The sequence below is a fragment of the Geodermatophilus sp. URMC 60 genome (assembly GCF_053502585.1).
Genome location: NZ_CP199958.1, coordinates 1,726,152 through 1,738,682 on the forward strand (window position 1 = coordinate 1,726,152; position 12,531 = coordinate 1,738,682).

At 76.6% G+C, this 12,531-nt stretch carries 11 protein-coding genes; 7 read left to right on the forward strand and 4 right to left on the reverse strand.

Features of this window, described 5'->3' with window-relative positions:
• Positions 1-55: 55 nt before the first annotated feature.
• Entirely contained in the window at positions 56-2,977 is a 2,922-nt protein-coding gene (locus ACWIX3_RS08305) for an acetoacetate--CoA ligase (RefSeq protein WP_448611598.1), read from the reverse strand.
• Positions 2,974-3,639: a 4'-phosphopantetheinyl transferase family protein gene (locus ACWIX3_RS08310; RefSeq protein ID WP_448611599.1), complete on the reverse strand. Its 666-nt coding sequence runs from the start codon at positions 3,637-3,639 to the stop codon at positions 2,974-2,976. The genes ACWIX3_RS08305 and ACWIX3_RS08310 overlap by 4 nt, the downstream gene beginning before the upstream one ends.
• A gap of 210 nt (positions 3,640-3,849) precedes the next feature.
• Between ACWIX3_RS08310 and ACWIX3_RS08315 the strand changes: the two genes are divergently transcribed.
• The 7 genes from ACWIX3_RS08315 to ACWIX3_RS08345 all read left to right on the forward strand — a co-directional run bounded on the left by ACWIX3_RS08315 (position 3,850) and on the right by ACWIX3_RS08345 (position 10,786).
• Entirely contained in the window at positions 3,850-5,244 is a 1,395-nt protein-coding gene (locus ACWIX3_RS08315; protein ID WP_448611600.1) for a phenylacetate--CoA ligase family protein, read from the forward strand.
• Between the two features lie 68 nt (positions 5,245-5,312).
• Positions 5,313-6,305, forward strand: coding sequence for a peptidyl-prolyl cis-trans isomerase (locus ACWIX3_RS08320; protein WP_448611601.1), 993 nt, complete (start codon positions 5,313-5,315; stop codon positions 6,303-6,305).
• A 4-nt stretch (positions 6,306-6,309) separates the two neighbouring features.
• Complete coding sequence (locus ACWIX3_RS08325; RefSeq protein ID WP_448611602.1) at positions 6,310-7,221, forward strand: MazG family protein; 912 nt, start codon at positions 6,310-6,312, stop codon at positions 7,219-7,221.
• A gap of 33 nt (positions 7,222-7,254) precedes the next feature.
• Positions 7,255-8,544, forward strand: coding sequence for a phosphopyruvate hydratase (gene eno / locus ACWIX3_RS08330; protein ID WP_448611603.1), 1,290 nt, complete (start codon positions 7,255-7,257; stop codon positions 8,542-8,544).
• A 16-nt stretch (positions 8,545-8,560) separates the two neighbouring features.
• On the forward strand, positions 8,561-9,145 hold the full coding sequence (locus tag ACWIX3_RS08335; RefSeq protein ID WP_448611604.1) for an FtsB family cell division protein: 585 nt from the start codon (positions 8,561-8,563) through the stop codon (positions 9,143-9,145).
• A gap of 73 nt (positions 9,146-9,218) precedes the next feature.
• Positions 9,219-9,839 (forward strand): DUF501 domain-containing protein, encoded by a 621-nt coding sequence (locus ACWIX3_RS08340; RefSeq protein WP_448611605.1) that lies wholly within the window; start codon positions 9,219-9,221, stop codon positions 9,837-9,839.
• Positions 9,836-10,786 (forward strand): Ppx/GppA phosphatase family protein, encoded by a 951-nt coding sequence (locus tag ACWIX3_RS08345; protein ID WP_448611606.1) that lies wholly within the window; start codon positions 9,836-9,838, stop codon positions 10,784-10,786. Before ACWIX3_RS08340 ends, ACWIX3_RS08345 begins: the two co-directional genes overlap by 4 nt.
• Positions 10,787-10,790: 4 nt before the next feature.
• Here ACWIX3_RS08345 and ACWIX3_RS08350 read toward each other — a convergent pair whose 3' ends face one another.
• Together ACWIX3_RS08350 and ACWIX3_RS08355 are read right to left on the reverse strand one after the other, a co-directional pair.
• Positions 10,791-11,957 (reverse strand): GNAT family N-acetyltransferase, encoded by a 1,167-nt coding sequence (locus ACWIX3_RS08350; protein WP_448611607.1) that lies wholly within the window; start codon positions 11,955-11,957, stop codon positions 10,791-10,793.
• Between the two features lie 216 nt (positions 11,958-12,173).
• Complete coding sequence (locus ACWIX3_RS08355) at positions 12,174-12,476, reverse strand: DUF4235 domain-containing protein (RefSeq protein WP_448611608.1); 303 nt, start codon at positions 12,474-12,476, stop codon at positions 12,174-12,176.
• Between the last annotated feature and the right edge of the window lie 55 nt (positions 12,477-12,531).

Consider the following 12,531-nt stretch of genomic DNA (forward strand, 5'->3'; position numbering starts at 1 on the left):
CAGTGCGAGCCGGGGACGACCGCTCGCCGCGGAGTCGGCCGGTGGGCCGACGGTGTCACCGCAGGGCGGCCGAGACCCGGGCGGCCAGCGTGCCCACGTGCTGCTCGCTGAGCATGCCCACGCGGTCGTCGTCGACGTCGCCGTGGTAACCGGGGACGACGACCACGGCGAGGTCCGGGGCCATCCGCCGCCACGAGGACAGCGTGCCGCGCACGACGGGCCGGGAGCCCTCGGCCAGGAAGAAGGTCACCGCAGCGGCGACCGGTCCCGGCCGGAAGGCCTCGCCGACCGCCTCGGACCGCCGGAAGAACGCCAGCTCCGGGTCCGCGACCGCGGCCGGTGACGGCGCCGGGCCGGTGGGCGAGGGGCGCAGCCGATCCCGCAGCGCCGTCACGGCCCGGCCGGACCGCAGGGTGCGCAGTCGCGCCCACCAGCGTCGGGCGGCGAGCTCGCGGGGGCTCAGCGCCGCCTCGGGCGGGCGGACGTCGAGCAGGCCCAGCCAGGCGACCTGCTGCCCGTCCGCCTCCAGGGACGTCGTCATCGCGGCGGCCACCAGGCCACCGAAGGAGTACCCGACGAGGCTGTAGGGCCCCTCCGGCTGCACCGCGCGCAGCTCGGCCAGCGCGCGGGCGGCGACCTCCTCGATCGACGAGTGCTCCCCGCCCGGACCGGTCAGCCGCGGCTGCAGTCCCAGCACCGGCCGGTCGGTGGCCAGCCGGCGGACCAGCCCGGCGTAGAGGTTGAGCTGTCCCCAGGCATCGGCCACGAGGACGACCGGCCGGCCCGTCCCGGCGCGCAGCACCGCCACGCCGCCGTCCTCGGTGGACCCGGCGGCGGCCACCGCACGGGCCAGGCCCCGCGGCGTGGGCTCCTGCGCGAAGACCTGCAGCGGCACGTCGGCGCCCAGGTCCAGCCGGACCCGCCGCAGCAGGCTCAGCACCTGGCGGGAGGTCCCGCCCAGGTCGGCGAAGTCGTCGTCGGGCCCGATGCCGCCGGTCCGCAGCACCTCGTCCCACAGCGCGGTGACCGCCTGCAGCAGCGGGTCGCCGTCCTCCGCCGCCGCGGTGTCCTGCACGGGACCGGCGGCCACCGCCGCCCGGATGGCCTCGAGGCAGCCGGGCGAGCGCAGCGCGCCGGCGTTGACCACCGGGTCGCCGTTCACCGCGTCGCGGGCGGCCCGCTCGGAGCGCTTGCCGTTGTGGGTCAGCGGCAGCTCCGGGACGGCGACGACGAGCGCCGGCACGTGCGCGGCCGAGGCCTCCTCCCGCAGCCGGCGGCGGATCGTCCGGTCCAGCCCGCCGGACAGCGCCGTCCCCTCCCGCAGCACGACGAGCAGCACCATCCGGGTCGCGCCGGGGCGGTCGGGGTCGCGCTGCTCGACGGCCATCGCGTCCGCGACCTCGGGAACGCCGCGCAGCACGGTGTAGATCTCGCTCGGCCCGATGCGGACGCCGTCGATGTTGAGGACGCCGTCGGAGCGCCCGTGCAGCCGGGCCGACCCGTCGGGGTCGAACTCGACGAGGTCGCCGTGGGTCCACATCCCGGGGTGCTCGGCGAAGTAGGACGCGGAGAAGCGGGCACCGTCGGGGTCGCGGAGGAAGCCCACCGGGCGGGACGGGAACGGGTTGCGGCACACCAGCTCGCCGATGGCGCCGACGACCTCGGTGCCGTCCTCGTCGACCGCGGCCACGTCCAGCCCGAGGCTCCGGGCCTGGCTGCGGCCCCGGCGCACCGGCTCCTCGGGGCTGCCCAGCACGAAGCAGCCGATGATGTCGGTGCCCCCGGAGATCGACTGCAGCGGCACCGGGCCGACGTGCTCGGCCACCCAGTCGAACTGCCAGTCGTGCAGCACCGCGCCGGTCGACAGCACCGCGCGCACGCGGGACAGGTCGACCCGCGCGGCGGGGGAGTACCCGGCGTCCTGGCACAGCTGCAGGTACGCCGGGCTGGTGCCGAAGACGGTCACGCCCTGCGCGGCGACCAGCTCCCACAGCGTCTCCGGGCCGGTGACCGGGCCGTCGTAGGTGACGACGTGCGCGCCCACCGCCAGGGCCGACAGCTGCCAGTTCCACATCATCCAGGCGGTGGTGGTGTGGAAGTACAGCGTGTCGGCCGGCGTCAGGTCGCCGTGCAGCCGGTGCTCCTTGACGTGCTCGAGCAGGGTGCCGCCCGCGCCGTGGACCATCGCCTTGGGCGGCCCGGTGGTCCCCGAGGAGAACATGACGAACAGCGGGTGGTCGAAGGGCCGCCGCTCCCACGCCGGTGCCGGGCCGGCCCCTGCGACGAGGTCGGCCAGCCGGTCGGCGGGCAGGGTCCCCGGGGGCAGCGGCAGGTCGTCGAGGACGACGAGACCGCGCGCGGTGGGCAGGCCCGCGACCAGTGCGCCCGCCGTCCCCTCCCCCATGGCGGCGCGGTCGAGGACGAGCAGCGCCGGCTCCACCTGCTCGAAGCGGCCGAGCAGGGCAGGGGCGCCCATGTCCGGCGTCGCGGTGGACACCGCCGCGCCCAGTCCGGCCGCGGCCAGGGCCACGACCACCGTCCCGGCGGCGTGCGGGGCGACCAGCACCAGCCGGTCGCCGGACCGCAGTCCCGCCGCGGCGAGGGCCGCCGCCGTGGCCCCGACCTGCTCGCGCAGCTGCCCGCGGCTCAGGGTGTCGGCGGGCCGGCCGGCGTGCACGGCGGTCACCGCGGGGGCGTCGTCCGGGACGCCGGGCAGCGGCCGCAGCAGGGCCTCGGCGTAGTTCAGCCGGACGTCGGGGAAGAACCGCGCGCGCTCGACGTCCCCGTCGGTGAGGACGACGTCCGCCGAGCCCGACCACGGCAGCTCCGTCCAGTCCAGGAGCGTGCGCCAGAAGAGCTCGGGCCGGGCCACCGAGAAGGCGTGCAGGGCGCCGGGCGCGTCCAGCGCGGTGCCGGCTGCCTCCTCGCAGCGGGCGCGGAACAGCGCGACCTGGGGGGCGGCGGGGGCGAGCGTCATCGGCGGGTCTCCTCGTCGGGGGCGACCGCGAGGCTGGCCACCCATCCGTTGGGCACGGGCACGTCGCGGACCGTCCAGCCGGCCACCGTGCCCTGGGCGCGCCCGATCTCGGTGACCGTGGCGGCCGGGTCGTCCCGCAGGCCGGTCCCGCGGGCCTTCAGGACCGCCTCCTTCTGGGTCCAGGCCCGGGCCACGGCGAGCGGGCGGGTGCGCTCCGGGAGGGCGGTGAGCGCCCGCTGCTCGGCGCGGTCCAACCAGCCCTCGTCCAGGACGTCGGGCGTCCACGGCACCACCCGCTCCAGGTCGACGCCCACCCGGCAGCCGCGGCCCACCGCGACGACACCGAGCGGGCCGCTGGCCGAGCAGCCGGCGTCCAGACCGGTGGCCGCGGGCAGCTGCGGGCGGCCGGTGGCGGTGGCCGTGAGCGGCACGTCGGCCGGGCCGGTGCCCAGCTCGGCGGCGAGGGCGGTGCGCAGGCCGGCACGCAGCAGCACCCGGCGCCGGTGGACGGCGGGGGTGCCGCGCCGCGCGCGGGCCAGCTCGGCCGGGCTCAGCACCGCCTCGGCGCGGGCCAGCGCGTCGTCGCCGACGGCCAGGTCGACGAGCCGGACGACGACGTCCGCCCGTGGCGCGCACGACGGCGGGGGGACGGACGGCGGCATGCGGCGATGCTGGCAGCCGGGGCTCCGGGGCGGATCCCTCGTCGGGGGGAGGCGCCCGGGCGGGCACCCGCCCGGGCGACCGGGGCCGTCGCACCCCCCGCGGGGCCTCACCCTCCCGGGGTGGACGGTGTACCGGTCCCGGGCGATCGTCCGGGAGCGTGGGGGCACGCGCTCGTCCGGAGCGTCGTCGTCGCCCAGGGAGAGACCACCGTGCGCACTGGCCGAGACCGCGAGGGAGCGCCCCGGCGCGCCTCGCTCGCCGAGCTGGCATTCCAGGTGAAGGCCGCCACGGTCCGCCGCCGCAGCGGTGCCTTCTCCCGGGAGCTGCTGCAGCAGCAGACCCTGGCGCCCGAGGCACTGCGCGACCTGCAGTGGGAGCGCGCGACCCGGCTCCTCCGGTGGGCCACGGAGGCCACGGCCTTCTATCCGGAGCACTACGCCCGGCACGGCGTCGACGTCGGCGCGATCCGGGGGTGGGAGGACTGGACGGCTCTCCCGATCATCGACCGGACCGTCGTCAAGGAGCACTCCGCCGGCTTCGTCTCCACGGAGGCCGGTCCCGGGACGACCCGCGAGGCCAGGACCGGGGGCAGCACCGGACAGCCGCTGCGGACCATGCAGGACGCCCGCGTGCCGTCGCTGGCGCTGGCCTGGCGGATGTACTCCTGGTGGGGCGTCCAGCCCTGGGACGACCTGGCCCGGGTCGGGCGGTGGGGCTTCGGCCGGGTGGACGCGCTGAGGAACGGCCTCCAGTGGTGGCCCACCCGGCAGAGCTACCTGGACGCCGGGCTCCTGAGCCCCGACTCCATGCGGACCTTCCACCGGCGGATCAGCGCGTCCCCTCCGGCGCTCCTCGAGGGCTACGTCGGGTCGATGCTGGAGTTCGCCGACTTCCTCGAGGCCGAGGGCCTGGAGGTGCCGCCGCTCACCGCGGTCGCGACCACCGCGGCGCCGCTCACCTCGTCGGTCCGCCGGCGGCTGGAGGCCTCCCTCGGCGCCCCCGTGTACGACGAGTACCGCTGCTCGGAGTTCGGCTGGATGGCCGGTGAGTGCCGCGAACGCAACGGGCTGCACCTGTTCGCCGACGTCCGCCTCGTCGAGGTGGTCGACGAGCACGGCCGCCCCGTGCCGCCGGGCGAGGTCGGCGACCTCGTCGTCACGGACCTGACAAACCGCGTCTTCCCCCTGATCCGCTACCGGATCGGCGACCGCGGCGCCCTGGCCGGCACGTCCTGCCCGTGCGGCGTCACGCTGCCGCTGATGCGCCAGCCGGAGGGCCGGTCCACCGACGTCCTGCGGCTCCCGAGCGGCCGGTCCATCGGGCACCGGCTCATGGCGATGTTCAGCGGGCACCCGGACAGCGTCCGGCTGTTCCAGATCCACCAGCGCGCCGACCACTCGATCGTCGTCCGTGTCGTGCCCGGCGCGGGCCCGGACGGCGAGGTGCACGTCGAGGCCGCCGTCGAGGAGCTCCGCCGGCGCATCGGCTACGAGGTCCCGGTCACCACGGAGTACGTCGACCAGCTGCCGTTCACGGGCGGGAAGGTCAAGTACGTCGTCTCCGACCTCGCGCCGACGCCCACCCCGGGCGCGCCGGTTCCCTGACCGCGGGCGTGCCACGCGCACGCCTCCGGCTGCGTGGTGGGTCACAGCCGGTGTGGCACGCTCCGGTCGTGGACACGCGTCGCCTCACCGCATCGCTGGCCGTGGGTCTGGTCGCGCTGGCCGGGGTGGCCGGCTGCCGCACGGACCCGAGCGTGGCCGCCTACGTCGGCGAGGAGCAGGTGACCGTCGACGAGCTGCAGACGGCGGTCGACACCCGCCTGGAGGACCCGGCCCTCGCCCAGGCGGCGGTGGGCCGGGAGGACGAGTTCACCCGCCTGGTCCTCACCCGGCTGGTCACCACGGACCTCTACGAGCGGGTCGCGCAGCGCTACGGCGTCACGGTGGACGACGGCGACGTGCGGGCCCGCCTGGACGAGCTGCTCGCCGGCGAGGACCTGGAGGCGGTGTACGCGCAGGCCGCCGCCCAGGGGGTCGCGCGGGCCGACGTGTTCGAGACCGTCCGCCAGCAGCTGATCCGCCAGCGGGTCGCGGAGTCCCAGGGCCTGGCCGGCGGGCTGAGCGAGGAGGAGCTGAGGGCGGCGTACGAGGAGCAGGCGGCGTCACTCGCGCAGGTCCGGCTCGGCTACGTCAACGTCCCCGACCAGGCCGCCGCCGACGCCGCGGTCGCCGCGCTGCAGGCCGATCCGGCCGCCTACCCCGCGATCGCCGCGCAGCACCCCGGCCAGACGACCCTGCCCGAGGTGACGACACGCGCGCCCGCGGACGTGCCGGCCCCGCTCGCCGACGTGGTGGGCAACGCCGCGCCGAACTCGGCGACCTCGCTCACCCTGCCGGACCTGCCCGGCGTCCTCGTGGTCTTCGTCGGCGAACCCGTGGTGCCGTCCTTCGAGGAGGTCCGCCCGCAGCTCGAGGAGACGGCCCAGGTCGACGCCGACGCCGCCGCCCAGGAGCTGGTAGAGCAGGTACGCGCGGGTGTCGACGTCACCGTCAACCCCCGCTTCGGCGTCATCGAGGACGGGGCGATCGTCCCGTCCGACGGCGGGGTCGTCGACCTCCTGGAGGAGGCGGGCGGCACCGCGCCGGCGGCTGCCGGAGACTGACCGGGTGCCCGTCGCGCTCGCCGTCGTCGTCCACCCCGCCCTCCCGGGCCTGCTCGGCCCCGCGGCCTGGCGGGCGGTGTCGAGCGGCCGGCCGGTCGTCGCGCTGCCCGGCGCCGCCGCGACCGCCGCCGCGCTGCGCGACGGGGGCTGGCCGGTGGACGACGTCCCCGACGCCGCGGCGGCCGCCGGCCGCCCCGACAGCGTGGTCGCCCTGGTGCCCACCGGCGTCGAGGTGGACGCCGGGGAGGTCGTCGACGCCCCGACGCCGCCCGGTGCCCGGCTGCTCGACGTCGTCCGGGTGATGGACGTGCTGCGCTCGCCAGGCGGCTGCCCGTGGGACGCCGAGCAGACGCACTCCTCGCTGCGGGGTTACCTGCTCGAGGAGGCGCACGAGGCCTACGACGCGATCGTCGACGACGACCCGGCCGCGATGCGCGAGGAGTTCGGCGACGTGCTGCTGCAGGTGGTCTTCCACGCGCGGGTCGCCGCGGAGGCGGCCCCCGGCCGGCGCTTCGACGTCGACGACGTCGCCGGTGACCTGGTCGACAAGCTGGTCCGGCGGCACCCGCACGTGTTCGGCGACGCGGGCCCGCGCGACGTGGCGCAGGTCGAGGCGGGCTGGGAGGAGATCAAGAAGGCCGAGAAGCAGCGGCGCTCACCGACCGAGGGCGTCTCCCGGTCGCAGCCCGCGGCGTCGTGGGGGGCGGCGCTGGTGCGCCGCGCGGCCCGCGTCGGCCTGAGCACGCCCGAGCCCGCGGAGCTGGCCTCGGCCAGCCCCGAGGAGCTGGGGGAGCGCCTGCTGGCCGTCGTCGCCGCCGCCGAGGAGCGCGGCTGGGACGTCGAGGACGCGCTGCGCGAGGCGGTCCGCCGCTACGCCGGGGAGCTGGACGCCGAGGCGGAGGCGCGCGGCAGGTGAGTGGCCCGCCCGGGCGTCGCTAGGCTGCTCCTCGTGCCCAGCATCGACGCCGTAGGCGCGCGGGAGATCCTCGACTCGCGCGGAAACCCCACCGTGGAGGTCGAGGTCGCCCTCGACGACGGGACGATCACGCGGGCCGCCGTGCCCAGCGGCGCCTCCACCGGCGCCTTCGAGGCGGTGGAGCTGCGCGACGGCGGCGAGCGCTACGCCGGCAAGGGCGTGACCAAGGCCGTCGACAACGTGCTCGACGTCATCGGTCCCGAACTGGTCGGCTACGACGCCGCCGAGCAGCGCCTGGTCGACCAGCGGCTGCTCGACCTCGACGGGACCCCGAACAAGGAGCGCCTGGGCGCCAACGCCATCCTCGGCGTGAGCCTCGCGGTGGCCAAGGCCGCCGCCGAGTCCAGCGGGCTGCCGCTGTTCCGCTACGTCGGCGGGCCCTCGGCACACCTGCTGCCGGTGCCGATGATGAACATCCTCAACGGCGGCGCCCACGCCGACAGCAACGTCGACGTGCAGGAGTTCATGATCGCCCCGATCGGCGCGCCGACCTTCGCCGAGGCGCTGGCCATGGGCACCGAGACCTACCACGCGCTCAAGTCGGTGCTGAAGGGCCGTGGGCTGGCCACCGGGCTCGGCGACGAGGGCGGCTTCGCCCCCTCGCTGCCGAGCAACCGCGACGCGCTCGACCTCATCGCCGAGGCCGTCGAGAAGGCCGGCTACAGCCTGGGCCGGGACATCGCCTTCGCCCTCGACGTCGCCGCGACCGAGTTCCACGCCGACGGCGGCTACGACTTCGAGGGCCAGACCCGGTCGGCGGAGTACCTCACCGACTACTACCGCGGCCTGGTCGACGCCTACCCGATCGTCTCGATCGAGGACCCGCTGTCGGAGGAGGACTGGGACGGCTGGATCGCGCTGACCGCCGCCGTCGGCGACCGGGTGCAGATCGTCGGCGACGACCTCTTCGTCACCAACCCCACCCGGCTGGCCGACGGCATCGCGCGGAACGCCGCGAATGCGCTGCTGGTGAAGGTCAACCAGATCGGCACGCTCACCGAGACGCTGGACGCGGTGAACCTGGCGCACCGCAACGGCTACCGCTGCATGATGAGCCACCGCTCCGGCGAGACCGAGGACACCACGATCGCCGACCTCGCCGTCGCGACCGACTGCGGGCAGATCAAGACCGGTGCGCCGGCGCGCAGCGAGCGCGTCGCCAAGTACAACCAGCTGCTGCGCATCGAGGAGGAGCTGGACGACGCCGCCCGCTACGCCGGTGCGGCGGCCTTCCCTCGGCTGGGCGCGGCGGCCGGCGAGTGACCGGTCGCGCCCGCCCGTGAGCGCGGCGCGCGGCCGCCGCGGCGGGTCGGGCGCGGCGCCGTCCGGACGACGACGCTCCACCGGGCGGCCGCTGTCGGGTGCGGCGTCCCGCCCCGTGCCGGCCGGCTCCCGCTCGGGGGCGGGCAGTCGCCCGGAGCCGAAGCGGGCCGTCCGCCGCACGCCGCGGACGGGGCCGGCCTCCGGCGCGCCGCGGCGTCCGCTGGTCACCGGCCGCGCAGTGCTGCTGGCCGGGCTGGTCCTGGTGCTGCTCCTCACCCTGGCCGGCCCGGTGCGCCAGTTCCTGGCCGGCCGCGCCGAGCTGACCCGACTGGCCGCGGAGGGCACCGCCCTCGACGAGCGGGTCGAGCAGCTGGAGCAGCAGCTGGAGCGGCAGGCCGACACCGACTACCAGATACGGCAGGCCCGCGAGCGGCTGGCCTACGTCCTGCCCGGTGACCGGCTGGTGGTCGTGGTGGACGGCGAGGCCGTCGAGGGGGACGCCGGCACCGTGCCGGAGCCCGCGGACGGCGACCTGGCCTGGTACGAGGCGCTGCTGCAGTCGGTCGCAGTGGCCGACGGGGACGAGGAGCCCGACGAGTGAGCGAGCTCGCGAGCTCACCGATGTGTCCAGCACCGACGGGAACGCGGCCGACGAGCGCCAGCGAGGAGATCGCGTGACCGAACCGATCACGCCGGAGGAGCGGGAGATCGTGGCCCGCCAGCTCGGGCGGCCGCCGCGTGCCCTGCGCGCGGTCGCCCACCGCTGCCCGTGCGGCCAGCCCGACGTCGTGCAGACCTCCCCGCGGCTCGAGGACGGCACCCCGTTCCCGACGCTGTACTACCTGACCTGCCCGCGGGCGAGCGCCGCGGCCAGCCGGCTGGAGTCCACCGGCCGGATGCGGGAGTGGCAGGCGGCCCTGGGCACCGACCCGGAGCTGGCCGCGGCCTACCGTGCCGCCCACGAGGCCTACCTCGCCGAGCGCGACGCCCTCGGCGAGCTGCCCACCCGCAACACCGCCGGTGGCATGCCCGACCGGGTGAAGTGCCTGCACGCCCTGGCCGCGCACGCGCTGGCCGCCGGCCCGGGGGTCAACCCGGTCGGCGACCGCGCGGTGACCGAGATGGGGGAGTGGTGGGCGAACGGCCCGTGCGCCCGGACTGCCGAAGACGACGGCCGAGCGAGGAGCGGAGCGACCACGGAGGCGACCACGGAGGCGACCGCGGAGGCGACCGACGGCGTGCCCCGAGCAGCGGAACGAGGCCGGGGTCGAGCCGGGGACGAGGACCGTCCATGACCCGCGTCGCCGCCATCGACTGCGGCACCAACTCCATCCGCCTGCTGGTGGCCGACGTCCCGCCGGAGGGTCCGCACACCGACCTGCTGCGCCGGATGGAGGTCGTCCGGCTCGGCCAGGGCGTCGACGCCACCGGCCGGCTCGCGCCCGAGGCCATCGAGCGCACCCGCGTGGTCCTGGGGCAGTACGCCGCGCAGGCCCGCGAGCTCGGCGCCGGTGCGGTGCGCATGGTCGCCACCAGCGCCAGCCGGGACGCGGCCAACCGGGCCGACTTCGAGGGCATGGTCCTGGCCACCCTGGGCCAGCTGCCCGACGTCGTCCCCGGCGACGAGGAGGCCCGGCTGTCCTTCCTCGGTGCCACCGCCTCGCTGGACGCCGCCGTCGCCGCGCACGGCCAGGCGCGGCCCCGCCCGCCGTACCTGGTCGTCGACATCGGCGGCGGCTCCACCGAGTTCGTGCTCGGCGACGCGTCTGGGGTGCGGGCGGCTCGATCGGTCGACGTCGGCTGCGTGCGGCTGACCGAGCGACACCTGCACGGCGACCCGCCCTCGGCCGACGAGATCCAGCGCGCCGAGGCCGACATCCGCACGGCGCTGGCCGACGTCGCCGCCGCCGTCCCGGTGGGAGAGGCCGCCACGCTGGTGGGCCTGGCCGGCTCGGTGACCACCGTCGCGGCGCTCGCCCTCGACCTGCCGGCCTACGACCCGGCGGCCATCCACGGCTCGCGGATCCCGGTGTCCGCCGTCCGCGCGGTGACCGCCGGGCTGCTCACCGCCACCCGCGAGCGGCGCGCCGCGCACCCGGTCATGCACCCGGGCCGGGTCGACGTCATCGGCGCCGGCTCGCTGGTGCTGCGGGTGCTCATGGACGCCTTCGCGCTCGACGACGTCGTGGTCAGCGAGCACGACATCCTCGACGGCATCGCGCTGCAGCTGGCCCGCGCCTGACGGGCTACGTGCGCGCCCGCAGGGTGCGCACGGCCTGCATGACCGTGCGGGCGAGGTCGCGCGCCGGGCCGCGCAGCACGCGCCGGGCGAGGGCCAGGGTGGCCTGGCCGACGGCGGCGGCCGGGAAGTACCCCGCGGAGCCGAGCAGCCCCGGGCGGGCCAGCATGATCCGCGTGGCCTCCACCTCGTCCGGACGCCAGCGGAGCTTGTAGTCCTCGAGGCCGCGGAGGAACGAGTACTCCTCCTTCCCGAGCCGGGTCGCGCGCTCGAGAGCCCCGTTGACCAGGAGGACGGCGGTGTCGACGTGCTGCCGCAGCGACGGGGAGATGCCCGCGAGGTAGTAGGACAGCTGTCGGTGCCCGACCAGGTCGATCTCGCTGGCCACCAGCTCGCCGTCCAGGCGGTACTCCACGAACACCGCCTGGCCGCGCTCGATCATCGGCGCGAGCGCCTCGACCAGGTGCCTCCGGAACCGGGCGGTGAGGTGCTCGGGGTTGCCGCGGCGGCCGGCCCACTGGGCCTCGTGGAGTCCGATCAGCTCGGGAACGGCCCGGGAGAGGGAGCCTGGCGCCACCTCCGTCCGCTGCACGCCGAGCTGCTCGATCTTGCGGAGCTTGCGGCGGAGGGTCCCGGCCGTCCGACCCGGCACCCGGGCGAGGACGTCCGTCATCGGGAGCGCGGGCAGCTGGAGGTTCACCGATGCCGCGGCGCGCCGGACAGGACCGGGCCAGGCCTGTGCCCAGTCCTGCGCGGCGGCACCGGGGAGCACCTCGGGGAGGTCGAGCACCCGCCACCCGGGTACCTGCAGCAGTGCCTGGACCAGGCGAGGTCCGGCGTCCGGCACCCGTGGGTCGAGCAGGACGTCGGTGTGGTCGGAGAGGTCCCCGCCCAGCGGGACGAGCAGGCCGATCGGCCCACGGCGGACCCGGTGCAGGGCCGCGGCGGCGACGAGGAGGTCGCCGTCCCACACGGTGACCACCGCGAGCTGCCCGGCGGCGACGTAGGCCCGGGCCCAGGCGCTCGTCCACGCGTGGGTCTGGAACGGGGTGGCGGACGTTGAGCGTGCCCAGAGGGCGTCCCAGGGGACGGCCAGGGCATCGAACTCGGCGTGCTCCCGGATGGTGGTGGAACCCGCACCACCCGGCAGGGGTCGACCAGGGGCTGGGTCCACCCCGGTCGATGCACCTCCGCCGGGGCCGCGCTCGGACACAGGCGCCGTTCCGTACAACGTCCACACTCCTCACCCGCGGCGCGCCGAGCCCGTCGTCCGCCGCGGTCGCTGACTGGGTGTGACGCTAGAGGCGGGCCAGGGTGCTGACGAACCCCGAAAGGGGGATTCGCCGGCAGTTCCTGCTCGCCGGAGCAGCGGGGAGTCGTGGACGTCCGGTCAGGGAGAGCTCTCGTTGAGGCCGGGCGGCAGCTTGCCGGTCAGCGACTGGTAGGCCGCCGCCGCGCCGCGGGCGGCGACCAGCCGGCCGGCCGCCACGGCGACGCCCGACACCGCGGCCCACGCCAGGGCCTCGCCCCAGCCGACGCCCGGCGCGGCCGGGTTCTTGGGCGGCTGGGTGCCGCGCACGGCGTACCACGCGGCGTCGGTGAGCTTGCGGACGGCGATCCCCGCGGGGACCGCCGTACCGGTGCCCAGGAGCTTCCAGGTCAGCGGTGCCTTCTGCTTCTTCGTCCGGGCCACCCTGCGATCATGCCGCCCCGCAGGGGATCCGCGCTCGGCCGGGTGGTCTGCTGGT

Bases quoted from the DNA above. Each gene is read 5' to 3' on its own strand.
- ACWIX3_RS08305 (WP_448611598.1), bottom strand. From the start codon at position 2,977: ATGACGCTCGCCCCCGCCGCCCCCCAGGTCGCGCTGTTCCGCGCCCGC.
- ACWIX3_RS08310 (WP_448611599.1), bottom strand. From the start codon at position 3,639: ATGCCGCCGTCCGTCCCCCCGCCGTCGTGCGCGCCACGGGCGGACGTC.
- ACWIX3_RS08345 (WP_448611606.1), top strand. From the start codon at position 9,836: ATGACCCGCGTCGCCGCCATCGACTGCGGCACCAACTCCATCCGCCTG.